The 22986-nt window shown below is 70.2% G+C and carries 22 protein-coding genes; 12 read left to right on the top strand and 10 right to left on the bottom strand.

What is annotated here, in order from left to right:
• Positions 1–61: 61 nt before the first annotated feature.
• Entirely contained in the window at positions 62–838 is a 777-nt protein-coding gene (gene dapF / locus A3G1_RS0132160) for a diaminopimelate epimerase (protein ID WP_018353616.1), read from the top strand.
• Here the strand turns inward: dapF and miaA are convergent.
• Positions 835–1755 (bottom strand): tRNA (adenosine(37)-N6)-dimethylallyltransferase MiaA, encoded by a 921-nt coding sequence (gene miaA / locus A3G1_RS0132155; protein ID WP_018353615.1) that lies wholly within the window; start codon positions 1753–1755, stop codon positions 835–837. The two genes, dapF and miaA, sit on opposite strands and share 4 nt — an antisense overlap.
• Before the next feature lie 142 nt (positions 1756–1897).
• Between miaA and A3G1_RS0132150 the strand changes: the two genes are divergently transcribed.
• Positions 1898–3106 (top strand): DUF349 domain-containing protein, encoded by a 1209-nt coding sequence (locus A3G1_RS0132150; protein ID WP_018353614.1) that lies wholly within the window; start codon positions 1898–1900, stop codon positions 3104–3106.
• Between the two features lie 127 nt (positions 3107–3233).
• Here A3G1_RS0132150 and miaB read toward each other — a convergent pair whose 3' ends face one another.
• Positions 3234–4700 carry a tRNA (N6-isopentenyl adenosine(37)-C2)-methylthiotransferase MiaB gene (gene miaB, locus A3G1_RS0132145; RefSeq protein ID WP_026212739.1) on the bottom strand — a complete coding sequence of 489 codons (1467 nt, stop codon included), beginning with the start codon at positions 4698–4700 and terminating at the stop codon, positions 3234–3236.
• A gap of 78 nt (positions 4701–4778) precedes the next feature.
• On the opposite strand from miaB, the gene A3G1_RS0132140 reads away from it, so the two are divergent.
• The 4 genes from A3G1_RS0132140 to A3G1_RS0132125 all read left to right on the top strand — a co-directional run bounded on the left by A3G1_RS0132140 (position 4779) and on the right by A3G1_RS0132125 (position 8289).
• On the top strand, positions 4779–5519 hold the full coding sequence (locus A3G1_RS0132140) for an amino acid ABC transporter ATP-binding protein (RefSeq protein WP_018353612.1): 741 nt from the start codon (positions 4779–4781) through the stop codon (positions 5517–5519).
• Between the two features lie 105 nt (positions 5520–5624).
• The gene (locus A3G1_RS0132135) at positions 5625–6509 is read left to right on the top strand and encodes a glutamate ABC transporter substrate-binding protein (protein ID WP_018353611.1); all 885 of its coding nucleotides are present in this window, start codon (positions 5625–5627) and stop codon (positions 6507–6509) included.
• Between the two features lie 38 nt (positions 6510–6547).
• The gene (locus A3G1_RS0132130) at positions 6548–7255 is read left to right on the top strand and encodes an amino acid ABC transporter permease (protein WP_018353610.1); all 708 of its coding nucleotides are present in this window, start codon (positions 6548–6550) and stop codon (positions 7253–7255) included.
• Positions 7252–8289 (top strand): amino acid ABC transporter permease, encoded by a 1038-nt coding sequence (locus tag A3G1_RS0132125; protein ID WP_018353609.1) that lies wholly within the window; start codon positions 7252–7254, stop codon positions 8287–8289. Before A3G1_RS0132130 ends, A3G1_RS0132125 begins: the two co-directional genes overlap by 4 nt.
• Before the next feature lie 56 nt (positions 8290–8345).
• Here the strand turns inward: A3G1_RS0132125 and A3G1_RS0132120 are convergent, their stop codons facing one another.
• The 7 genes from A3G1_RS0132120 to A3G1_RS0132085 form a co-directional block, all read right to left on the bottom strand.
• A complete protein-coding gene (locus A3G1_RS0132120; RefSeq protein ID WP_026212738.1) occupies positions 8346–8876 on the bottom strand; it encodes a GNAT family N-acetyltransferase in 531 nt (176 codons plus the stop codon).
• A gap of 78 nt (positions 8877–8954) precedes the next feature.
• Complete coding sequence (gene rny, locus A3G1_RS0132115; RefSeq protein WP_425411419.1) at positions 8955–10607, bottom strand: ribonuclease Y; 1653 nt, start codon at positions 10605–10607, stop codon at positions 8955–8957.
• Between the two features lie 852 nt (positions 10608–11459).
• Positions 11460–11996: a regulatory protein RecX gene (locus tag A3G1_RS37865; protein ID WP_083937258.1), complete on the bottom strand. Its 537-nt coding sequence runs from the start codon at positions 11994–11996 to the stop codon at positions 11460–11462.
• A 1332-nt stretch (positions 11997–13328) separates the two neighbouring features.
• Entirely contained in the window at positions 13329–14372 is a 1044-nt protein-coding gene (gene recA, locus A3G1_RS0132100) for a recombinase RecA (RefSeq protein WP_026212736.1), read from the bottom strand.
• A gap of 266 nt (positions 14373–14638) precedes the next feature.
• Entirely contained in the window at positions 14639–14839 is a 201-nt protein-coding gene (locus A3G1_RS0132095; RefSeq protein ID WP_026212735.1) for a DUF3046 domain-containing protein, read from the bottom strand.
• A gap of 70 nt (positions 14840–14909) precedes the next feature.
• Positions 14910–16217, bottom strand: coding sequence for an MFS transporter (locus tag A3G1_RS0132090; protein WP_051110734.1), 1308 nt, complete (start codon positions 16215–16217; stop codon positions 14910–14912).
• A 47-nt stretch (positions 16218–16264) separates the two neighbouring features.
• Positions 16265–17590: an aminotransferase class I/II-fold pyridoxal phosphate-dependent enzyme gene (locus A3G1_RS0132085; RefSeq protein WP_018353602.1), complete on the bottom strand. Its 1326-nt coding sequence runs from the start codon at positions 17588–17590 to the stop codon at positions 16265–16267.
• 36 nt (positions 17591–17626) lie between these two features.
• Between A3G1_RS0132085 and A3G1_RS0132080 the strand changes: the two genes are divergently transcribed.
• Positions 17627–18859, top strand: coding sequence for a bifunctional pyridoxamine 5'-phosphate oxidase family protein/GNAT family N-acetyltransferase (locus A3G1_RS0132080; protein ID WP_018353601.1), 1233 nt, complete (start codon positions 17627–17629; stop codon positions 18857–18859).
• Entirely contained in the window at positions 18811–19458 is a 648-nt protein-coding gene (gene leuE / locus A3G1_RS0132075) for a leucine efflux protein LeuE (protein WP_157641552.1), read from the top strand. The genes A3G1_RS0132080 and leuE overlap by 49 nt, the downstream gene beginning before the upstream one ends.
• 4 nt (positions 19459–19462) lie before the next feature.
• On the opposite strand, the gene A3G1_RS0132070 is transcribed toward leuE, so the two are convergent.
• Positions 19463–20578 (bottom strand): acyltransferase family protein, encoded by a 1116-nt coding sequence (locus tag A3G1_RS0132070; protein WP_018353599.1) that lies wholly within the window; start codon positions 20576–20578, stop codon positions 19463–19465.
• 46 nt (positions 20579–20624) lie between these two features.
• On the opposite strand from A3G1_RS0132070, the gene A3G1_RS0132065 reads away from it, so the two are divergent.
• The 4 genes from A3G1_RS0132065 to A3G1_RS0132050 all read left to right on the top strand — a co-directional run bounded on the left by A3G1_RS0132065 (position 20625) and on the right by A3G1_RS0132050 (position 22985).
• Positions 20625–21362, top strand: coding sequence for a CPBP family intramembrane glutamic endopeptidase (locus A3G1_RS0132065; protein ID WP_018353598.1), 738 nt, complete (start codon positions 20625–20627; stop codon positions 21360–21362).
• An 86-nt stretch (positions 21363–21448) separates the two neighbouring features.
• Positions 21449–22087, top strand: a complete 639-nt coding sequence (locus A3G1_RS0132060) for a DUF4178 domain-containing protein (RefSeq protein ID WP_018353597.1) — start codon at positions 21449–21451, stop codon at positions 22085–22087.
• A complete protein-coding gene (locus tag A3G1_RS0132055) occupies positions 22084–22557 on the top strand; it encodes a DUF2617 family protein (RefSeq protein ID WP_018353596.1) in 474 nt (157 codons plus the stop codon). The genes A3G1_RS0132060 and A3G1_RS0132055 overlap by 4 nt, the downstream gene beginning before the upstream one ends.
• Entirely contained in the window at positions 22554–22985 is a 432-nt protein-coding gene (locus A3G1_RS0132050; RefSeq protein ID WP_026212732.1) for a DUF4247 domain-containing protein, read from the top strand. Before A3G1_RS0132055 ends, A3G1_RS0132050 begins: the two co-directional genes overlap by 4 nt.
• Position 22986 lies beyond the last annotated feature (1 nt).

Genomic DNA, 22986 nt, shown 5'->3' with positions numbered 1-22986 from the left:
GACATCTTGCGCAAGGCCCGGTTCACCGGCACAAGATCCGCGGAAGGGTAGGCTGAACGGTATGCGTTTCGCCAAGGGGCACGGCACGGGTAATGACTTCGTGATCGTGCCTGACGTTGACGGTGCACTGGATCTGACGCCCGCGCGGGTCGCCGCGCTCTGCGACCGGCGGACCGGGATCGGCGGCGACGGCCTGCTCCGGGTCGTCCGCTCAGCCAAGCACCCCGACTCGGCCGGCCAGGTCGCCGACGCCGAGTGGTTCATGGACTACTTCAACGCCGACGGTTCCTACGCCGAGATGTGCGGCAACGGCGTCCGGGTCTTCGTCCAGTACCTGCTGGAGGAGGGCCTGGCCGAGGGGCCCGAGGTGCCGGTGGCGACCAGGGCCGGTGTCCGCCGCTCCATCAAGGACGGCGAAGAGGTCCGGGTCGACATGGGCGTGCCGAAGCTGCTCGGCCCGTCGACCGCGACCCACGCCGGCGTGGCGTACCAGGGCATCGGCGTCGACATGGGCAACCCGCACCTCGTGTGCGCGGTGGACGACCTCGACGCGCTCGACCTGGAGACCGCGCCCGGCTTCGACACCGGGCTGTTCCCTGCCGGGGTGAACGTGGAGTTCACCCAGGGCGTCCGGATGCGCGTGTACGAGCGGGGCGTCGGCGAGACCAACTCCTGCGGCACCGGTGCCTGCGCCGTGGCCGTCGTGGCGCTGAAGGGCGCGCTGGGCAGCACCCCCGTCGACGTACCCGGCGGGCGGCTCACCGTGACGCTGGACGGCGAGACCTGCTGGCTGGCAGGCCCCGCCGAGATCGTCGCGCGCGGAGAGACGAAGCTCTAGCCGGCCTTGACCACTTCGAGGGCCTCGGCGAGCAGGCCGGGGCCCTGAAGCCAGTGGATCCGGTCGTCCCGGCGGAACCACGATCGCTGCCGCCGGACGAAACGCCGCGTCGTCGACACCGTCTCCGCCCGCGCGGCAGCCTCGCCGATCTCCCCGTCGAGGTACTTGAGGACCTGGGCGTAGCCGAGCGCCGCCCGGGCGGTCCGGCCCTCGCGCAGCCCGAGCGGGATCAGGCCACGGACCTCGTCGACCAGGCCAGCCTCGAACATCCGGTCCACGCGCAGCGCGACCCGCTCGTCGAGGGCCGCCGGGTCGAGGTCGACGCCGAGCTGGATCGCCGGGTAGTGCGGCACCGGCTCCGCCGGCAGCGCTGCCGTGAACGAGCCGGTCAGCTCGATCACTTCGAGGGCGCGGACGATCCGGCGGCCGTTGGAGTCGAGGATCCGGTCGGCGATCTCCGCGGGGAGCCGGGCGTGCATGGCCTGCGGGCCCAGGGCGGCCAGCTCGGCTTCGAGGCGGGCGCGGATCGCCGGATCGGTACCCGGGAAGTCGAAGTCGTCGAGCACCGCCCGGACGTAGAGCCCGGAACCGCCGACGAGAATCGGCGTCCGGCCGGCATTTAATAACGAATCGATTGCAGTACGAGCGAGCCGCTGATACTCCGCTACGCTTGCCGGCTCCGTTACATCCCAAATATCCAGAACGTGATGCGGGATTCCCGCCGCTTCCACCGGGGTCACCTTCGCGGTGCCGATGTCCATCCCCCGGTAGAGCTGCATGGAGTCGGCGTTCACGACCTCGCCGCCGAGTACGCTGGCCAGGGCGATGCCGAGCGCTGTCTTTCCGGCTGCGGTCGGCCCGACCACTGCGATCACATTCGTCACCGAATAACCGTAACGAATCACCTTGGTTTCCATCCGGTCACGGTTGGGCAGTGGGTGCTCGACGCGCTCCGGTGCCGACCTGTGAGAATGCCAGGGGACGATTCATGACTGCGCACTGGCGGCGCCGGCTCCCCGCGACGGGGCACGTGGCACCGGTGAGAACGAGGATGGGCTGATGAGCGACTGGGCGGCCTTCGGGCGGGTGGACGCGGACGGCACGGTCTACGTCAAGACGGCGGCAGGCGAGCGGGCTGTTGGCTCGTGGCAGGCCGGCACCCCCGAGGAAGGGCTGGCGCACTTCGTACGCCGGTTCGAGGATTTGCACACTGAGGTTGTCCTGCTCGAGAAGCGGCTCGCCACCGGCACCGCCGACCCGCAGCAGTCCCTGACCAGCATCAAGCGGCTCCGCGAGTCGGTCGACTCCGCGCACGCCGTCGGCGACCTGGACGGCCTGGCCGCCCGGCTCGAGAAGCTGGCCGGCGCCGCTGAGGAACGCGTCGGGGCCGCCAAGCAGGCCCGGGAGGCCGCCAAGGCCGAGGCGCTGGGCCGCAAGCAGGCCCTCGTCGCCGAGGCTGAGCACCTGGCCGCCGAGTCCACCCAGTGGAAGGTGGCCGGCGACCGGCTCAAGGAGATCCTGGACGAGTGGAAGACCATCAAGGGTGTCGACCGCAAGACCGACACCGAGCTGTGGAAGCGGTACGCGGGGGCTCGTGACGGCTTCACCCGCCGTCGTGGCGCGCACTTCGCGACCCTCGACCAGCAGCGCAAGGGCGTCCAGGCCCAGAAGGAGGAGCTGGTCGCCGAGGCCGAGCAGCTGTCGTCCTCCGAGGACTGGGCAGGCACCGCCGCTCGCCTGAAGGACCTCATGGCCTCCTGGAAGGAAGCCGGCCGGGCCTCCAAGGAGACCGAGCAGAAGCTGTGGGACCGGTTCCGCGCGGCGCAGGACGCGTTCTTCTCCCGGCGCAGCGAGGTCTTCTCGGCCCGCGACGCCGAGTTCAAGGAGAACCTGACCGCCAAGCAGGCCCTGCTGGCCGAGGCCGAGGCGCTCGACATCGACTCCGACCCGAAGGCCGCGCAGGAGACCCTCCGCGAGCTCCAGGGCCGCTGGCACGAGGTCGGCCGGGTCCCCCGGGAGAACATGGCCAGCCTTGACCGCCGCTGGCGCGGCGTCGAGGACAAGCTCCGCCAGGCGATGGACGTGGCCTGGCGGCGGACGGCCCCCGAGGACAACCCGCTGCTCGCCCAGATGCGCGCCCAGGTCACTGAGGCCGAGGAGCGCCTGGCCAAGGCCCAGGCGGCCGGCGACGCCAAGCGGATCAAGCAGGCTCAGGAGGCGCTGGCTTCCAAGCAGCAGTTCTTGCGCCTCGCTGAGGGCACCAGCTAGTACGTGGTTTCAGAAGGGCGCACCGTTCGCGGTGCGCCCTTCTGTTCTTGTGCCCGGGCGATTCCTGACGGGACAGTACGAGCCGGTGACCGTGGGAGGTCACCGGCTCGTACAAAGGAAAAGGGTTTCAGCCGCAGGCGTTGACCTGCGGGAGCGGGGCAGGGACGCCGACCGAGGGCAGGCCGAGCATTGTGCCCTTGGTCTTGACGGCCTTGCCCGCCTCCCAGGCGTCGCCGGCCCGGGTCTTACGGTGGGAGAGGATCTCGCCGTCGGCGTTGAGGTGGTGCGGGGCCGCGTAGGTCACGACGGTCTCGATGATGTCGCCGGGGCGGACACCCTCACGCGCGGTGAAGTGGACCAGGCGGCCGTCGCGGGCGCGGCCCGACATGCGGCCGGTCTCGCTGTCCTTACGGCCCTCACCGACCGCGACCAGCACCTCGACGGTCTGGCCGACCTGCGACTTGTTCTCGTCCCACATGATCTGCTCGAGCTCGGCGATCAGGCGGTTGTAGCGGTCCTGCACGACCGCCTTCGGCACCTGGTCCGGCATGGTGGCCGCCGGGGTGCCGGGCCGGATCGAGTACTGGAAGGTGAACGCCGCCGAGAACCGCGCCTCCCTGACGACCCGCAGGGTCTCCTGGAAGTCCTCCTCGGTCTCGCCGGGGAAGCCGACGATGATGTCGGTGGTGATCGCGGCGTGCGGCATGGCGGCACGGACCTTCTCGATGATCCCGAGATACTTGTCCGAGCGGTAGCTGCGCTTCATCGCCTTGAGAACGGCGTCGGAGCCCGACTGGAGCGGCATGTGCAGCTGGGGGCAGACGTTCGGCGTCTCGGCCATCGCCGCGATCACGTCGTCGGTGAAGTCCTTCGGGTGCGGGCTGGTGAACCGGACCCGCTCCAGGCCCTCGATCGAGCCGCAGGCCCGCAGCAGCTTGCCGAAGGCGAAGCGGTCGCCGAACTCGACGCCGTAGGAGTTGACGTTCTGCCCGAGCAGGGTCACCTCCAGGACGCCCTCGGCGACCAGCGCCTCGACCTCGGCGAGGACCTCGCCCGGCCTGCGGTCCTTCTCCTTGCCGCGCAGCGCGGGCACGATGCAGAACGTGCAGGTGTTGTTGCACCCGACGGAGATGGACACCCAGCCGGCGTAGGTAGAGTCACGCTTCGTCGGGAGGGTCGACGGGAAGACCTCAAGGGACTCCAGCAGCTCGACCTCTGCCGACTTGTTGTGCCGGGAACGCTCCAGCAGCGCGGGCAGCGACCCGATGTTGTGCGTGCCGAACACGACGTCGACCCAGGGCGCCTTCTTGACGATGTCGCCCTGGTCCTTCTGCGCGAGGCAGCCGCCGACCGCGATCTGCATGCCGGGGCGGTTCTTCTTCACCGGGGCGAGATGGCCGAGATTGCCGTAGAGCTTGTTGTCCGCGTTCTCCCGGACAGCACAGGTGTTGAATACCACAATATCTGCGGTTTCGTCCGGGTTGACCGGGGCGTACCCGGCATCCTCCAGCAGCCCAGCGATCCGCTCGGAGTCGTGGACGTTCATCTGGCACCCGTAGGTACGGACTTCGTAGGTTCTCGTTTCAGCGCTCATCTCGCCAGCAAGGTTACGCCAACCGGTTTGCGCAGCCCGCTACAGTGACGTGCACTGGCAGGCGATGATGGAGTTCACATGACTGATACCCCCCTGGTGCAGATCACGGCCGTGAACAAGTGGTACGGCCCGCTGCACGTCCTCCAGGACATCAACCTGGAGATCACCAAGGGCGAGGTCGTTGTCGTGATCGGGCCGTCCGGCTCCGGCAAGTCCACGCTGTGCCGCGTGATCAACCGGCTGGAGCCGATCACGTCCGGCAGCATCAGGTTCGACGGCCGGGAGCTGCCGGCCGAGGGCAAGGCGCTGGCCAGGCTGCGCAGCGAGGTCGGCATGGTGTTCCAGTCGTTCAACCTCTTCGCGCACAAGACGATCCTGGAGAACGTCACGCTCGGGCCGGTCAAGGTACTGAAGGACTCGCCGTCCAAGGCCAAGGAGGCCGGGATGGCGCTGCTCAGCCGGGTCGGGATCGCCAACCAGGCCGACAAGTACCCGGCGCAGCTCTCCGGCGGCCAGCAGCAGCGGGCGGCGATCGCCCGGGCGCTGGCCATGCGGCCCAAGGCGATGCTCTTCGACGAGCCGACCAGCGCCCTGGACCCCGAGATGGTCTCCGAGGTGCTCGACGTGATGACCTCGCTGGCCAGGGAAGGCATGACGATGGTCGTCGTCACCCACGAGATGGGCTTCGCCCGCCAGGCAGCCAACCGGGTGGTGTTCATGGCCGACGGCCAGGTGGTCGAGGAGGCGGGGCCGGAGGAGTTCTTCGCCCGGCCGAAGAGCGCGCGCGCCCAGGACTTCCTGTCCAAGATCCTGCACTAGAACGGTTCCGTGGGCTTGTATTGAACCAAGGGCTTGGATGTCTCATCCGAGCCTGCGGACCCGCCCGCCATGCGGCTGGGCGGTGCTTGAGGAGGAGAGAGCACGATGCGTTTCACGCGCCTGGCGGCCACCGCCGCCATCGCAGTACTCGCCATGTCCGCCGCCGCCTGTGGTGGCGACAAGGCCGACAAGGGCAGCAACGGTGACCCGGTGGCCAAGCCCAGCTTCGCCGCCGGTACGAAGATGGACACGCTGAACAAGGCCGGCAAGGTCACCATCGGCACCAAGTTCGACCAGCCCGGCTTCGGCCTCAAGGGCCTCGACGGCAAGCCGGCCGGCTTCGACGTCGAGATCGCCAAGCTGATCGCGGCCGAGCTGGGCATCTCCGCGGACAAGATCGAGTGGGTGGAGACCCCGTCGAAGGTCCGCGAGGAGGTCATCGAGCAGGGCAAGGTCGACTTCGTCGTCGCCACGTACACGATCAACGACACCCGCAAGCAGAAGATCGACTTCGCGGGGCCGTACTACGAGGCCGGCCAGGCCCTGATGGTCCGCAAGGACGACAACTCGATCACCGGGCCGGACTCGCTGAAGGAGGGCTCGAAGAAGGTCTGCTCCGTGACCGGCTCGACCCCGGCCGTCAACATCGAGAAGTACATCAAGGACAAGGCAGCCCAGCTGGTCCTGTTCGACACGTACGACAAGTGCCGGGACGCGCTGAAGAACAAGCAGGTCGACGCGGTCACCACCGACAACGTGATCCTGCTCGGCTACGTCGCCCGCGACGAGGCCTCCTTCAAGCTGGCCGGCGACACCTTCACCAAGGAGCCGTACGGCATCGGCGTGAAGAAGGGCGACAACGAGTTCCGCACCTTCATCAACAACACGCTCGAGAAGATCAACACCGACGGCAGGTACAAGAAGGCGTGGGACGCCACGGCCGGCAAGTTCGCCCCGGCCCCGACCATGCCCGCCGTCAACCGGTACTAGGCAGTACGAGGAGAGCTGGAAGGTGAAGAGGTAGCCGAGTGGACGTACTCATCAAGTACTCGGACCAGTTCGTGTCCGGGTTCTGGGTCACCTTCCAGCTCTGCCTGCTGTCCGCGATCGGTGCCCTCGTCGTGGGCACCGCCGTCGCGGTACTGCGGATCTCACCGGTGCCGCCGCTGAGGGCTGTCGGCACCGCGTACGTGACGGTGTTCCGGAACATGCCGCTGACGATCGTCATGTTCTTCTGCGCGTTCGCGCTGCCGACGATCGGCGTCAACGGGAACTTCCTGAAGATCCCGCTGCTGGATCAGCTGTTCCGGCGGCTCGGTACCGACCTGCCGTTCTTCCGGCTCGCGGTCATCGCGCTGACCCTCTACACGGCGGCGTTCGTGTGCGAGGCACTGCGGGCCGGCATCAACGCCGTCCCGGCCGGGCAGGCGGAGGCCGCCAGGTCACTGGGCCTGACCTTCACCCAGAACCTGCGGCACGTCGTGCTCCCCCAGGCCTGGAAGGCCGCGATCGTCCCGCTGGGCTCGGTCATCATCGCCATGATCAAGAACTCGGCGCTGGCCGGCTTCTTCGGCGTCGTCGGCGACCTGTCCTCGGTGGCCGACCGGCTCACCGGGGCCGGCGGTGAGCCCATCATCCCCGTGTTCATCGGCATCTCGATCGGATACCTCATCATGACCATCCCGCTGGGGCTGCTCCTCGACCGGATCGAGAAGCGCCGGGCGGTGGCCCGATGAAGAACCAGCAGGCGAGCGTCCTCTACGACGCCCCAGGCCCGCGCGCCAAGCGCGTCACCCTGATCGGCAGCATCGTCGTGCTGGCTGCCGTCGTGGCCGGCCTGTACTACTTCGTGTACCTCCCCCTCGAACGCAACGGGCAGTTCACGGAGGAGAAGTGGGGCCCGCTCCTCATCCCCGGCTACGAGTTCGAGGGTGTCGACGCGTTCGCGCTGGTCTGGCAGCGGATCTGGGAAGGCGCGCAGATGACGCTGCTCGCCGCCGTACTCGCGATCGTCGTCTCGGTCGCCGCGGGCACAGCCCTGGCCATCGCGCGCGTGCAGCTCGGCGGGCTGCGAAGCCGCCGCTTCTCCACGCTGCTGGGCAATCCGGTCGTCACCACTGTCGACTCACCCAACGCGACACCGACGCGGCTCCGCGGGGTCGAGGCTGGCGGCCTGCGCGGTCTGGTGTGGACGGGCAACGCCCTGCTCCGCGGGTACGTGGAGATCGCCCGTGGCCTGCCGGTCGTCATCACGATCTTCTTCGTCGCCCGGTTCGGGCCGACGGTCGGCCTGAACCTGGAGCCCCTGTGGTACCTGGTCATCGGCCTGGGCATCTACAACAGCGTCGTCATCGCCGAGATCCTCCGCTCCGGCATGGCCGGGCTCCCCGGCGGGCAGGCCGAAGCCGCCTCCGCCCTCGGGCTGAGCACCTTCCAGACCACCCGGATCATCCTGCTGCCGCAGGCCTTCAAGGTGATGCTCCCGGCGCTGATCAGCCAGCTCGTCGTGGTCCTCAAGGACACGTCACTGGGCTTCATCATCTCCTACGAGGACCTGCTGAACGTTGGCAAGCAGATCGTCGGGACCCTGGGCAACCCGATCCAGGTGTACACCGTCATCGCGGTCATGTTCATCACCGCGAACTACGCGTTGTCGAAGCTCGCCCAGTACGTGCAGCACCGGCTCGCCACGGGCAAGAAGACGAAGGACGTCGCGGCCGCTGCGCCGACCGTCGTGGAGACCGGCGTCGACGGCACCGGGCCCATCTGAGGGGTAGCGCTGAAAGGTGCCCGGACCGGCTCGCTGCCGTCCCGGGCACCTTTGCGTTACGCGGCCTTCTTGCTCCACACCACGTGCTGGTAGCCCTCGTCGCCCGGCGTCTCGTGGTAGACGAAGTCACGCTCCGGTACGTGCGTCATGCCGACCCGGGTCATCACCGCCTGTGAGCGGACATTCCCGGCCAGCGTGATCGCGAAGATCTCCGCCAGCCCAGCCGTACGGAACCCGAAGTCCAGCGCGGCCAGCGCCGCCTCGGACGCGTAGCCCTTGCCCCACGCCGAGCGGGCGAGCCGCCAGCCGATCTCGATGCCGTCGAAGGGTACCTCCGGCTCGACCGGGTCCAGCCCCGCCAGCCCGAGCAGCTCGCCGGTGGCCAGGGACTCCACGGCCCAGAAGCTGAAGCCGTTGCGCTGGTACGCCTCCTGGTACTTCACCATCGACGCGGCGGACTGCGCCTCGTCCCACACCGGCCCCAGGTACTCACGGACCTCCGGGTCGGCGTTGATGGCCGTCCAGGCCGGCAGGTCCTCGTCGCGCCAGTCCCGCAGGAGCAACCGCTCAGTCTTGATCTCTATCACCGGGCGAGACTACCGACAGTCACCGGGACGGCGACAGCGGATTGCCCGGTCCCCCGGTCGGGCCTGCGGCGCACCGGGTCAGCGGGCGATCTCGCTCACCCGGGACTCGCGGACCACCGTGACCCGGATCTGCCCCGGGTAGGTCAGCTCGTCCTCGATCTGCTTGGCGACATCCCTGGCCAGCACGGCCGCCCCGATGTCGTCGACGTCGTCCGGCTTGACCATGACCCGGATCTCCCGGCCGGCCTGCATGGCGAACACCTTGTCCACGCCCTCGCGGTCCCCGGCGATCTCCTCGATCCGCTCCAGCCGCTTGACGTAGGCCTCCAGGCTCTCCCGCCGGGCACCCGGACGGCCACCGGAACAGGAGTCCGACGCCTGGGTCAGCACGGCCTCGATGGTCTGCGGCTGCACCTCGTTGTGGTGCGCCTCGATCGCGTGCACCACCTCCTCCGGCTCGCCGTACCGCCGGGCCACCTCCGCGCCGATCAGCGCGTGGCTGCCCTCGACCTCGTGGGTGAGCGCCTTGCCGATGTCGTGCAGGAACGCGCCCCGCTTGATCAGGTCGGGCTTGAGGCCCAGCTCTGCGGCCATGATGCCGGCGATGTGCGCGGTCTCGACCAGGTGCTTGAGCACGTTCTGCCCGTAGCTCGTCCTGTACCGCAGCCTGCCGAGCAGCCCGATCAGCTCCGGATGGATGCTCGTGATGCCGACCTCGACCAGCGCGTCCTCGGCCGCCCGGCGGCACAGCTTCTCCACCTCGTACTTCGCGAGGTCGTGGATCTCCTCGATCCGGTGCGGGTGGATCCGGCCGTCCAGGACCAGCTTCTCCAGCGTGACCCGGCCAATCTCCCGCCGGACCGGGTCGAAGCACGACAGCAGCACGGCTTCCGGCGTGTCGTCGATGATCAGGTTGACCCCGGTGACGGACTCGAAGGCCCGGATGTTGCGGCCCTCCCGGCCGATGATCCGGCCCTTCATCTCGTCGCTCGGCAGGTGCAGGACGCTGACCACGCTCTCGGCCGTCTGCTCGCTGGCCACCCGCTGGATGGCGTCGACCACGATGTGCCTGGCCCTGGTCTCCGCCGTGGAACGCGCGTCGGCCTCGATGTCGCGGATCAGCACCGCGGCCTGGCGCTTGGCCTGGCCCTCGAGCGTCGAGACCAGCTCGGCCTTCGCCGCGTCGGCGGTCAGGCCAGCCACCCGGGACAGCTCCTTGAGACGCTCGTCGTGCGCCTCGGCCAGGACGACCTCCTGCTCGGCCAGCTGGGCCTCGCGGCTGGCCAGGCCAGCCTCGGCCGTGGCGATCCGCTTGTCCCGCTCGGTCAGCCGCTCGGCCTCGCTGGCCAGCCGCAGCTCCCGCTCGTCGATCCGCGCCTGCTGCTGCTCGACGGCGGCGAGGCGGCTGGTGAGCTGCACAAGCTTCTGGTCGTACTCGGCACGCGCAGCCGTCCGCGCGTCCGCCGCGGCCTGCGCGGCACCGTCCCTGATCCGGACCGCCTCGGCCCGCAGGGACTCCGCCTGCGCGGTCAGGGCGTCGCGGTCGGCCGCCGCGCGGGCCAGAGTCTGCTCAGCCTGCGTCGTACCGTCGGCGATCAGCCGCTCGGCCTGCGTCTTCGCGTCGGCGGCCAGCTGGCTCGCCTGGGCGGTCGCCTCGGCCAGCACACGCTCGGCCTTCGCCGCGGCGTCGGCGGCGATCTGCTCCGCCCGGGACCTCGCCTCAGCGGACAGCTCGGCGGCCCGGGTCTTCGCCTCGGCGGCCGTCTCCTCCGCCCGGGCGCGCACCTGGGTGATCAGTGCTTCCGAGTCGGACTTCGCCTGGGCCAGCAGGGTCTCGGCACCCGAGCGAGCCTCGGCCGCCGAGCGCTCGGCCTGAGCCTTGGCCGTCGCGGTGAGCTGCTCTGCCTCGGCGCGCGCCCGGGCGACAGCCTCCTGCGCCTGCGTCTTGGCCTCGGCCACGACCTCCACGGCCTCTGCCCGGGCCCTGGCCAGCTCGCTCTCCGCCCGGCCCTGGAGCCGCTCGGCCTCCAGCGTGGCCCGCTCGGCGATCCGGGCAGCCTCCTCCTCGGCACGCAGCCTGGCCGCCTCGGACCCTCCCGGGGCCACAGCGGCTCCCGGGACGCCCTGCAGGCGCCGGAGCACCAGGAACAGGCAGGCCAGCACCAGAACGGCCAGCACAACGACAGCAGCCAGAACCCCGAACTCGATCGCGGTCACGGCCGCCTCCTCCCCGTACCTCGCGGCTCCCGCCGCTGTCGTCACCGCCGCTGCCGAGGAGTATGCAGGCTCGGGCCGGCCCCGCTACCGAGCTGTCACCGAGCCATCCGGCCACAGCCGGAAGGTCAAGCCGGATGGTCAAGCCGGGCGTGCCGTGCCAAAGATCGCTTTCATGACATGCGCTATATGAGTGCGGGTAACCCGCTGTACTCGGACGTTCTCCTCGTTGTTACTGCGAGGCTAGGTCGAAAGAGCTGTCCCGGTCAAGGAAGCACCATCGGCCACGTGGCCGCCTCCCCGCCATCTTCCCAGGTACCGGAGGGGCCGTGCACGTGCGCCCCGCGCACCACCGCCCGGCGGCCCCCCTCACACCTCCCCCAGGTACCCGTCGCTGAGCGCCTCCGGGTCGAACTCCGCTTCCTCCCCGGCCCGCTCCAGCGCCTCCTTGACCACGCGGAACGAGAGCCCTGGCGCGTAGCCCTTCCGGGCCAGCATCCCGACGAGCTTGCGCAGCACGGCCTCCGGCTCGCCCCGGGTACTCCGGAGCTTCCGCTCGACCAGAGCCCGCGCCGTCTCCTCCTCGGTGTCGGAGTCCAGCTCGCCGAGCGCCTCCCCGATCGTGTCGGTGTCCACGCCCTTGCGGCGCAACTCCTGGCCGAGCGCCCGGCGGGCGAGCCCCCGGCCGTGGTGCCGGCTGCTCACCCAGGCACGGGCGAAGGCCGCGTCATCGATCAGCCCCACCTCGTCGTACCGGTCGAGAACCGCATCGGCCGCCTCAGCCGGGATACCGCGCTTGGCGAGGGCCGTGGCGAGCTCAGCCCGGGTACGCGGCCGGTCGGTCAGCAGCCGCAGGCAGATGTTCCGGGCGGCGGCCAGCGGATCACGGGCCTCCTCCTCGGTCATCTGGCCGGGCTGGCGCCGCGACCGGCGACCCCGTGTGCCCTCGCCGGACCCCGCCTCGCGCGCGCGACCACGCCTGCCGCCGGTACTCCGCCCGGGGGCCTCATCCTCGCCGGCCTCACCTATCTCGCCCGTCTCATTCGGCGAGAACTGCAGCGGCGGACCTGCGTCCTGCGACGCCGCAGGGCGGGACCTCCGGCCGTCTCGGCTGCCGGTACTGCCCTGGCTGCCGGTGGCGCGCCGGCCGGCGGTGTTGTCGTCGCTGTCGTTGTTGGCAGTGAAGCCCAGCGCGGTGCCAGGCTCGTTGCCGAACTCGGTGTCGGGCTCGGTGGCGAACTCGTTGCCGGGCTCGGTGCGTTCGCCGGTGACTCGCCGAGCGCCCCAGCCGCGCCGTGATCCGCCCTGCGGGCCGCCCTCCGGACTGTCCTCTTCGGACAATGAAGGTGGGCTAGCCGCAGCGCGACCCCGCCTTACCCGGGCCTCCGATCGCGGCTTGCGTTCGGCGGCACCTGGCCAGCCTCGGCGTCGCGCCGGCGTTTCCTCCGGCTCGGGCAGCGGCCAGGCGGCCGGAAACTCCGGGCGGGCATCCTCTGGCTCCGCTACCGGCCAGCGCCTCGGCGCACCTTCAGCCTGATCGTCCTCAGCGGACAGCCACGGTGGGCTGCCAGCGTCTCCGGCGGGGGCTTCCTCCTGGAACGGCCAGGCGAAAGCCGCCCCGGCCTGGTGGTGCTGCTCGGGCTGGGCAAGGTCGCCCAGCCAGCGGGCAGCCTCGCCGCCGGGCCGGTCGGCCGGATCGCCGTACGCGGCCCAAGGGTGGGCTTCCTCCGCTCCCCGGCCATGAACGGGCCTGCGACCAGGCCTGGAATCGAACCCAGGACTGGGCCGGGAACCGAACTCGGGATCGGAACCGGCTCCGGACCCGGAACGCGAACGGGGATCGGAACCGGGATCGAGCCCAGGATCGGACTCCAACCCGGGCCGGGAACCGAATCCGGGATCGAACCCGCGATCACGATCGGGATCGGGCTCAGGATCAAACCCGTGAACGGGCTCTCGAACGGATCCAGGATCGGCAAGACTTGCGTTCGCCGGACCCAGGTCGGTGGCCTCGCCCTGCTGGTCGTCCCCAGCAGGTAACCCCAGGTCGGGCCCCTTGCGGCGGGCCCCGGCCCCCGTGCCCGGCTTGGACGGCCAGTAGCCGTGCCAGTCCAGCAGGGAACGGTCTTCTTCGGGCGGGCTGGGGGTGCCTTCGGCCGGAGTCCGGCCGGTGGCACGCCCCTCCCCCTGCTGCTCCTTCACGATGTGGCAGACACGAGCGACGTGTGCCCGGAAGGCCTAGAAGTCGACCGGCGGGGCCAGCGGGGCGGCCTCGGCGTCCACGACCGCGCCGACGCCCAGCTTCTCCTTGATCCGCTTCTCGATCTCGGCGGCGACGTCCGGGTTCTCCCGGAGGAAGTTCCGCGCGTTCTCCTTGCCCTGGCCGAGCTGGTCGCCCTCGTACGTGTACCAGGCGCCGGACTTGCGGATGATGCCCTGCTCGACGCCGACGTCGATCAGGGAGCCCTCGCGGCTGATGCCCTTGCCGTACATGATGTCGAACTCCGCCTGCTTGAACGGCGAGGCGACCTTGTTCTTCACGACCTTGACCCTGGTCCGGTTACCGACGACGTCGGTGCCGTCCTTCAGGCTCTCGATCCGGCGGATGTCCATCCGGACGGAGGCGTAGAACTTCAGCGCCTTACCACCGGTCGTGGTCTCCGGGGAGCCGAACATGACGCCGATCTTCTCGCGGAGCTGGTTGATGAAAATGGCGGTGGTGCCCGAGGTGCTCAGCGCACCCGTGATCTTCCGGAGGGCCTGGCTCATCAGCCGGGCCTGGAGGCCGACGTGGCTGTCGCCCATCTCGCCCTCGATCTCGGCGCGCGGCACGAGGGCCGCCACCGAGTCGATCACGATGATGTCGATCGCGCCGGAGCGGATCAGCATGTCCGCGATCTCCAGCGCCTGCTCGCCGGTGTCCGGCTGGGAGACCAGCAGCGCGTCGGTGTCCACGCCGAGCGCCTTCGCGTACTCCGGGTCGAGGGCGTGCTCGGCGTCGATGAACGCCGCGATGCCGCCGTTCGCCTGGGCGTTGGCGATCAGGTGCAGGGTCAGGGTGGTCTTACCCGAGGACTCCGGGCCGTAGATCTCGATGATCCGGCCACGCGGCACGCCGCCGATGCCGAGTGCGACATCCAGCGCGATGGAGCCGGTGGGGATCACGGAGACCGGGGCCGCGGTGCGGTCGCCCAGGCGCATCACCGAGCCCTTGCCGAACTGCTTGTCGATCTGGGCGAGGGCTAGCTCAAGCGCCTTCTCCCGATCCTGGCCTGCTGCCATCGCCGTCACCCCTGTATTCGCCGTCTTCGCGGTCGCTCGCTTGTTCACGCCTGACACCGTAAGCGGAGGGTCTGACAGTTTTCCGCCCGACACCCACCTGCCACGAGTAAGCACAATAGCCGTACACGTGTTCTATTCAAGTCGCAACACGGAGATCACCTAGAACAGGTGATAACAAATCCGGCAAAGGCGTACATACAACTCGGCAAAATGGCACAAGATCAGGGCAGGAGGGAGCGGTGGTCAGTGCGGGGGCGGACCGGGGCTCAGCGCAGCCTCGCCGGGATCCTGTCCGGGTACGCCCGGACGACCGCCCGCCACACCGTCACGGTCTCCGCGCCGGAGGCCAGCGCCTCGCGGATCGTGCGACCGCCCAGCTCCGTCAGGGTCTGGTCGGTGGCGACGCTCTCGGCGTACCCGGCTCCGAAAGCCAGCTCCAGCCGCTGCCAGAAGTCGGTGAGTCTCACCCGGCCATAGTAGTGGGACCCCACCGCCGCCCCGGCTCAGCGCTCCGGACGAGCAGGCCTGGCCTGAAGCTCAGCGCTCCGAGGGCACCGGGTCCGGGCGGCCGGCGCCGCGCAGGGCCAGTCCGAGTACCGGGATCGCGCAGACCGCCGCGAGCAGGGTCAGGATCGGGTATCCGGCGATCTGCACCACGAGCCCCGCCAGCGCACCGGCCCCGGCTCCCGCCAGCCCCATCGTCAGGTCGGACAGGCCCTGGGCGACCGGGCGCTGTTCCAGCGGCACGGACTCGGCGAGCAGGGTCGAACCGGAGATCATCGTGCAGGACCAGCCGAGGCCGAGCAGACCCAGGCCGACGGCGAGCTGCGGGGTGCCGTGGTCGGCGGTACCGGACACGGCGCAGGCCGCGAGGAGCAGCCCGATGCCGGTGATCACCACGGGACGCCGGCCGAGCTTGTCGGTGGCCCAGCCGACGATGGGGCTCAGCGCGTACATGCCGGCGATGTGGATGCTCAGGACGATGCCGACGATGTTCAGGACGTCGGCGTGGGAGTGGCCGGGGCCCTGCTCGATGTAGATCGGGGTCATCGACATGACGCCGACCATCACGAGGTGGCCGATCGCCGCCGAGGCGAGGCCCAGCCGGGCACCGGGGATGCCCATCACCAGCCGGAAGGCGACCCGCATCCCGGCCTTCTTGCCGGTGGCCGCCGCCGGAGCGCCGGCGAGCTCGCGGGACAGCAGCAGCGGGTCGGGGCGGAGCAGCAGCCAGAGCACGAGGCCAGCGATGCCGAACGCGAGCGCGCTGAACACGAACGGGCCGGCCATGTCCGGCATCCCGCTCCAGTAGCTGCGGACGAGCCGGTCTGCTGGCGCGGCCAGGTTCGGCCCGGCCACCGAGCCGACGGTGGTCGCCCAGACCACAATGGACAGCTGCCAGCCGCGCCGGGCGGGCTCGGCCAGGTCCACTGCGGCGTAACGGGCCTGGAGGTTCGCCGCGGTACCCCCGCCGAAGCAGAACATACCGGCGAAGGCCAGCAGCGAGGACCCGGTGGCGGCGGCCGCGACGATCAGGAGCGCCCCCGCGACACCCACCGCGTACGCCAGCATGAGGCCGGGACGGCGCCCGGACCTGGTCATCAGCCGGGTCACCGGGATCGCCAGCAGCGCACCGCCGACCACGGCGGAGCTCTGGGCCAGGCCGGAGAGCCCGGGGCTGCCGGTGATCTGCTTGGTGAGAAGCGCGCCGACGGCGATACCGATCGCGACACCGACCCCGCCGATCACCTGCGTGATCATGAGGAGGGTCAGTGTACGCCGCTGGATCCGGGGGACATCCACATGAGCGATCCTCGCACAGCCACCGCCCCGCTCCGCGATCATGGTCGGGGAAGAGAAACAGGCCGGGAAACGGGGCAGGGAACCGGCAGTCAGACCCGGCCCCGGCCCGGTACCTGGGCCGCAGCCGTGAAGATCGCCTCGGCCAGTGGACCGACCTGCTCCGCCCCGAGGGTGCTGATCGTGATCCGCAGGGCTGGCGGGCTGGCGAGCCGGTACGCGGCGCCGGGCGCGACAGCCCAGCCCAGGTCGCGGAGGCGGGCGACGGCGACGGTCTCGTCGGGTACCGGTACCCAGACGTTGATGCCGCTGCGGCCGGTGGCGTGCAGCCCGTGCCCGGCGAGGGCGGCGATGAGGGCTTCGCGGCGCGCCCGGTACACCTCACTGGTTGTGCGCACTTGATCTGCCACTTCGGACGATGACCACATGCGCAGGACAGCGTGCTGGAGGATCGTCGAGACCCACCCGGCGCCGAATCTCTGGCGCCCGGCCACCCGCCCGGCGGTCACCGGGTCGCCGGTGACGACGGCGAGCCGCAGGTCGGGACCGTAGGCCTTCGAGACCGACCGGATGTACGCCCAGGCCGGGGTGAGCCCGGCGAGCGGGTACAGCGGGACTTCCGCCAGGTCTCCGCAGTGATCGTCCTCGATTACCAGCACGTCGGGGTGCGCCGCGAGCAGGACCCGCAGTGCCGCCGAGCGTTCCGGGCTGAGGGCCGCGCCGGTCGGGTTGTGCGCGCGGGTCGTGATGATGACCGCCCGGACGCCTGCCGCCAGCGCCGCCGTCACGCCTTCCAGCGTCGGACCGTGCTCGTCGACCGGCATCGGCACCGCGCGCAGGCCCATCGCCGCGACCAGGTCGATCGCGTTGGCCCAGCCCGGATCCTCGATGCCGACCGCGTCACCGGGGGCGACATACGCGCCGAGCAGCCTCTCGATCCCGTCCAGCGCGCCACTGGTCAGCACGATCTCGGTGGCGGGAATGTCCTCGGCGGCGAGCCGGTCACGCGCCATCGCGGCCAGCTCCGGCAGCACCCCGGCGTCGCGGTAGCTGACCGGGGCCGGATCGAGGCTGGCCAGGATCGGGGCGAGCCGCGGCAGCCGGTCCAGCGCAGGCGCTCCGGACGACAGATCAACAGCATTCTCCGGTACCGCGAGCAGCTCGGCGCTCCGGAAACTGACCGCAGGCCTTTCCCTGACCCGCGTGCCAGCCCGGCCGGCGCTCTCCAGCAGCCCGCGCTGCCGCAGTGCCGTGTACGCGGACGCGACCGTCGCCGGGCTGACTCCCAGCTCGGCGGCGAGGGTGCGGATCGGCGGCAGCGGGCTGCCCGGCGGGAGCCCGCCCGTGCGGATGCCCGCCTCGACGCTGGCCGAGATGGCACTCGCTGACCGCCCGGTGAGCTGATAATGTACTGGCACAGTCAACAGTTTGTACTAGAACAAAGGCGGAGTCAAATGAGCCGCACCACTCCCCTCCGGCGCTCGATCCGGTTCACCGACGACCGCACGGTGCTGCACCAGGTGCTCGACGAGGGCTACGTCGCCCACATCGGGATGGTCGTGGACGGGGAGCCCCGCGTGCTCCCGATGTTCCACGTCCGGGTCGGCGAGCACGTGTACGTGCACGGGTCGACCGGCGGCCGGTTCGGGCTCGGGGCCCGCGATGGTGAGCTGCGCCTGTGCCTGAGCGTCACGCTGCTCGACGGGCTGGTGCTGGCGAAGTCCCAGTTCCACCACACCGCCAACTACCGGTCCGTTGTCGTGCACGGCGCGGCCAGGGTCGTCACCGATCCGGTCGAGCGCGACACCGTGCTCGCGGCCTTCGTCGACAAGATCGCGGCTGGCCGGTCCGCCGACGCCCGCCCGGCGAACGACAAGGAACTCGCCCAGACCTCCCTGCTCGCCATCGACCTGACCGAGGCCACGATCAAGGCCAGGGCCGGCGGCCCGATGGACGACGACGAGGATCTGGCTCTCCCGTTCTGGTCCGGCGTGCTGCCCATGTCCACAGTGCGGGGTGTACCGGTTCCTCACGGCACCGAGCCACAGCCCTCCTACCTGGCCCGCAGCCCCTGGCTGTTCCCCGAGGTACTCGAAGGCGAGAAGGTCCGGCTGGAGCCGCTGTCCCCGGCCCACGCGCAGGAGCTGTTCGAGTCGAGCCAGGACGACGACGTGTGGTCGTGGCTGTCGACCCCGCGACCGTCCACTCCCGACGGCATGGCCGCGGTGATCCGGGCGGCGCTGACGACAGCCGACCGGGTGCCGTGGGCGCAGATCGACACGGCGACCGGCCGGGTCATCGGCACGACCTCCTTCTACGAGATCGACGAGGCGAACCGCTCGCTCGGCATCGGGTACACCTGGATCGGCAAGCCGTGGTGGCGCTCGGGCGTCAACAGCGAATCGAAGTACCTGCTCCTCACAAGAGCGTTCGACGACCTGGGCGCGCTGCGGGTAACGTGGCACACCGACCGCATGAACACCAGGTCGCAGGCCGCGATCGAACGGCTCGGCGCCACGCTCGAAGGCGTCATCCGTAACCACAGGATCCGGCCGGACGGGACGATGCGGGACACGTATCTCTATGGCATGACCGCCGCCGAGTGGCCAGCCGCGCGCGCTCGGATGGAGGAGTCGCTGTGTTGGGTGTCACCGACTTCTGGACATATGTCCTCGGCACGTTCCTGATCGTCCTGCTCCCCGGCCCCAACTCGCTCTACGTGCTGACCACGGCCGCCAGGCACGGCGTCAAGGCCGGGTACCGGGCGGCGTGCGGCGTGTTCGCCGGCGACACGGTGCTGATGGTGCTGTCCGCGGCCGGGGTGGCCTCGCTGCTCCGTGCCGTGCCGGCCGCCTTCATGGTGATCAAGTACGCCGGCGCCGGGTACCTGGCGTACATCGGGCTGCGGATGCTGTGGGGCGCGATCAAGTCGTGGCGGACGCCGGCGGCGGAGTCGGAGGCCGCCGAGCCGGAGCTGGAGTCACCGAGGCCGTTCCGCAAGGCGCTGACGATCAGCCTGCTCAACCCGAAGGCGATCCTGTTCTTCGTCTCGTTCTTCATCCAGTTCGTCGACCCGGGTTACGCGCACCCGGCCCTGTCGTTCCTCGTGCTCGGTGCCGTGGTCCAGCTGTTCAGCTTCGCCTACCTGAGCACGCTGATCTTCTCGGGCACGCTGCTGGCCACGCACTTCCGCCGCCGCCGGAAGCTGGCCGCCGGGCTGACCTCCGGCGCAGGCGCGCTGTTCGTCGGGTTCAGCGCGAAGCTGGCCACCGCATCCCTCAACTAGCGAGTCAGCCGGCCGCTTCGGTGACCGGCACGGGTTTGCGGACCCAGCGCCGGCCGAAGAGCCAGATCACCGGCAGGGTGCAGATCAGCGGGCCGATGATGGCCAGCGGCCGGTAGAGCCACCAGACCACGTCCGGGGGCACCCGGTCGTCGATCTTCTGGTCGAAGACCAGCCACCCGATGAACCGCGAGATCGCCATGCCGGTGGTGTGGAAGAGGAACAGCGGCAGGGCGAACCGGCTCATCATCTCGGTGAAGGCCTGCCAGCGCGACCTGGTCAGCAGGGACTCCATCCGGGGCCTGGCGACCTCGACCACGCCCATCTGGAACAGCAGCAGCGCCACGATCACGAAGGTCGGCGGGGCCATGTTCGACCACTTGTCGCCGGGGACGCCGACCATCGAGCCCGGGTACAGGCCGGAGAACACCAGCCCCATCAGGCCGAACAGGCCGATCCACAGCAGGACCCAGTCGGAACGCCTCGGCGCCGCCACGACCCGCTGGTAGAAGAACCCGGCCTGGTGGGCCAGGCCCCAGACGATGACGAGGTTGGCCCAGCCAGCCCACGACTGGCCGTAGTTGAAGCGCAGGATGTCCATCATCATCGCCAGGCCAGCCAGCCACACCAGGGTCAGCGAGCCGAACCGGCGGTGCAGCCACAGCGCGACCGGCAGCAGGGTGACCAGCATCAGGTACACCCCGATGAACCACAGCGGGCTCACCACCAGCTTGACCGCCTGCTTGATCCAGGTCAGGCCGTACGCGCCCTCCAGCGCCAGGCCGAGCGCGACCCAGGTCAGCAGCAGGGCCAGCGAGGGGATCGCGAGCTGCTTGATCCGCCGCCAGACGAAGACCGCCAGTCCGGTACCGCGTTCCCTGGCCCGCTCCCACGACCGCAGGTGCACGAAGCCGCCGATGTAGAAGAACAGCGGCATGACCTGGAACAGCCAGGTGAGGATCCACATCCCGGTGGTGAAGCGCAGCGGGCTGGTCGCGTGCGGCCCGTCGGCCCGCCACCGGATGATCGTGAAGGCCCAGTGCCAGACCACCACCACAACCAGGCTGAACCCGCGCAGGAAGTCGACGTAACGATTGCGCTCAGCCCGGGTGTCCGTCGCCACTGCGCCCTCACTTCCGCCGCATCCGCCGGTATCGTTGCCCCCTAGTATGGACCTTCTCGTACGCGAAGAGGCGCAGCTCACAACCCCGGCCAGGCTGCGCGTCCGCTCCGCTGTGGCCGGATCGGCAGCGCTCCTCGCCGCGACGGCATTGATGGTCGCCTTCTACCTGCCGTCCTGGGCCTACCCCCTGTGGAACTCGGCGGCCGCACTCCTCCTCATCGCGATGGCCCTCGCCGCCGGCTTCACACCGCGCACGCTCGGCCTCACGATCACCCGCCGTACGGCTCTCGTCGCGGCACTCGGCGTGGCCGGGGTCGCCGCCGTGTACGCGGTCGGCATGGCCCTCCCCGAGACCCAGGCGGCGTTCCGCGACTCGCGGGCCGCAGGGCTGACCGCCGGCGCCGTGGCCTGGGCGATGCTGATCCGGGTTCCCTTCGGCACGGTACTGCTGGAGGAAGTGGCCTTCCGTGGCGTCCTGCCCGCGCTGTTCGGCGCGCGGCACGGCGAGTGGCGCTGGCGCCCGGTACTGGCGGCGAGCGCAATGTTCGGGCTCTGGCATTTCTTCCCGGCCCTGCACCTCGCCCAGCGCAACCAGGCTGTCCACGACCTGCTCGGCTCGACCGGGGCCGTGATCGCGCCGGTCGCGGCCATGCTCGCCGCGATGGGCGCCGGGATCTTCCTGTCAGCTTGGCGTCACGCCGGCCGGGGCCTGCTGGCGCCGATTCTGCTGCACACCGCGACAAATTCGGGCGGCTACCTGCTCGCCTGGCTGCTGGTGTCCTAGCGGCACGTCCCAGCAGTGTCGCCCGGCTCCGTTATATTGACGAGCCAACCCACTGGGAACAACTGACGCAGAAGGCTGGACAAGCGGTGGACACCCTGGTCATCGTGCTGCTGCTCGTAGTGATCGCGTTGCTGGCCGTAGTGGCGATCGTGCTGCTCGCCGCGCGCCGGGCCGCCCAGCGGCAGCAGGCCTCCGACGCGGCGACGCTCAAGCGCGCCTCCGGAGCCGATCCGTTCGCCTCGCCGGAGACCGACGCCATGCTCGGCGACCCCCGGCAGCTCAAGCCGGGCGACACCGTGGAGGTCCGCGGGCACGCCTACGCCGTGCGCGGGTCGATCCACTGCAAGGAAGGCGCGTGGTCCTGGCAGGAGCACCTGCTCGACGACGCGACCGGCCCCAAGCTCTGGCTGTCGGTGGAAGAAGATCCAGACCTCCAGCTCGTACTGTGGACCGAGCTGCGCGGCCTCACCGTCTCCCCCGGCCCGAAGACCATCGATCTCGATGGCCGGCGGTACACGTCCGACGAGTCGGGGCGGGCCACGTACACGGCTGCCGGGCACACCGGGCTCGACCCGCAGGGCACCGTCAGGTACCACGACTACGAGGCGGCCGACGGCACCCAGCTGTCCTTCGAGCGCTGGGGTGACTCCGAGAGCTGGGAGGCCGGGCGCGGCGAGCGCGTCCAGCGGCACGAGCTGCGCGTGTTCCCCTCCTCCTCCGCATGATCACCACGATCTCGGTGCCCTATGTGGACACCAGCGCCGCCGAGCTGTCCTTCCGGCTGGGCGGCGAGCTCATCGAGCCCCTCGACGCGCTGGTCGTCTCCGGCCACGGGTACCGGCTGGAGCTGCGGCTGCTCGGCGCCTCCCACCAGGCCATCCTTGAATGGGATCGCCCCGGCGGGCCGCTGGTCGAGACCGTCGCCTGCCTGCCGGGTGACCCGGCGCCGCTGCCCGGCCGGTTCGCCGAGGGCCGCTACACCTTCGCCTCCGAGGTGCGGGCGCTCGACCCGGCGCGGCTCGGACGGCTCAAGACCAGGCCGGGTGCCCTGGTCGGGATCTTCCCTGGTTCGCCCGACGCGCTCACCGCACTGGCCGCCGAGGCCAGCGGCGGCCTCCTGCGCTGGCGGACCTGGCACGCCTACCCCCAGTCCGGCGAGTTAGCCGTGACCTCGACGACCGTGGAGTTGCAATGAGCATCCACCGCAGGTGGTACATAGTGGCCGGCGTGGCGGCCGCGATCGCGGGACTGATCGGGGTGCTCGCCGTCTTCGGCGGGTCCACGTCGCCACGCAAGTACGTGGCCAGCAAGTACTCGCGGGCGGCCTCCGACGACCTGGACGGCGCGCAGGCCTACCGCTCGCCGCTGGCCCCGAGCGTGGTGGCCGCGGCGATCGCCGGTGCCTGGCGGCCCGCCGACCGGGTCACGGACGCCAGCGGGCACTACCTGCGCTACTCCGATGATGTGATCACCGTCTTCCCCTCCGGCAAGGGTTCCCTGATCCGGGTCGAGGACGCCGACCGTGCGTACCGGAGATACCACTCCACTGTGCACGGTTACTGGGGATTCAGTTCTGGTCAGGGCGAGGCGGGCCGCGGTGGCGGTCCCGGCAGCGGGAAATAGA

Source organism: Longispora albida DSM 44784 (assembly GCF_000379825.1).
GTDB classification, from domain to species: Bacteria; Actinomycetota; Actinomycetes; order Mycobacteriales; family Micromonosporaceae; genus Longispora; species Longispora albida.
Note: the sequence above shows the minus strand (reverse complement) of the source record. Positions and strands in the feature narration are given on the sequence as shown.

What these genes read in the sequence shown, in the direction of transcription:
- A3G1_RS0132055 (WP_018353596.1), top strand. Translation starts at nt 22,084, where the DNA reads ATGATCACCACGATCTCGGTGCCCTATGTGGACACCAGCGCCGCCGAG.
- A3G1_RS0132090 (WP_051110734.1), bottom strand. Translation starts at nt 16,217, where the DNA reads ATGATCGCGGAGCGGGGCGGTGGCTGTGCGAGGATCGCTCATGTGGAT.
- A3G1_RS0132050 (WP_026212732.1), top strand. Translation starts at nt 22,554, where the DNA reads ATGAGCATCCACCGCAGGTGGTACATAGTGGCCGGCGTGGCGGCCGCG.
- A3G1_RS0132150 (WP_018353614.1), top strand. Translation starts at nt 1,898, where the DNA reads ATGAGCGACTGGGCGGCCTTCGGGCGGGTGGACGCGGACGGCACGGTC.
- A3G1_RS0132065 (WP_018353598.1), top strand. Translation starts at nt 20,625, where the DNA reads ATGGACCTTCTCGTACGCGAAGAGGCGCAGCTCACAACCCCGGCCAGG.
- A3G1_RS0132135 (WP_018353611.1), top strand. Translation starts at nt 5,625, where the DNA reads ATGCGTTTCACGCGCCTGGCGGCCACCGCCGCCATCGCAGTACTCGCC.
- miaB (WP_026212739.1), bottom strand. Translation starts at nt 4,700, where the DNA reads ATGAGCGCTGAAACGAGAACCTACGAAGTCCGTACCTACGGGTGCCAG.
- A3G1_RS0132125 (WP_018353609.1), top strand. Translation starts at nt 7,252, where the DNA reads ATGAAGAACCAGCAGGCGAGCGTCCTCTACGACGCCCCAGGCCCGCGC.
- miaA (WP_018353615.1), bottom strand. Translation starts at nt 1,755, where the DNA reads ATGGAAACCAAGGTGATTCGTTACGGTTATTCGGTGACGAATGTGATC.
- recA (WP_026212736.1), bottom strand. Translation starts at nt 14,372, where the DNA reads ATGGCAGCAGGCCAGGATCGGGAGAAGGCGCTTGAGCTAGCCCTCGCC.
- dapF (WP_018353616.1), top strand. Translation starts at nt 62, where the DNA reads ATGCGTTTCGCCAAGGGGCACGGCACGGGTAATGACTTCGTGATCGTG.
- A3G1_RS0132140 (WP_018353612.1), top strand. Translation starts at nt 4,779, where the DNA reads ATGACTGATACCCCCCTGGTGCAGATCACGGCCGTGAACAAGTGGTAC.
- A3G1_RS37865 (WP_083937258.1), bottom strand. Translation starts at nt 11,996, where the DNA reads ATGACCGAGGAGGAGGCCCGTGATCCGCTGGCCGCCGCCCGGAACATC.
- A3G1_RS0132080 (WP_018353601.1), top strand. Translation starts at nt 17,627, where the DNA reads ATGAGCCGCACCACTCCCCTCCGGCGCTCGATCCGGTTCACCGACGAC.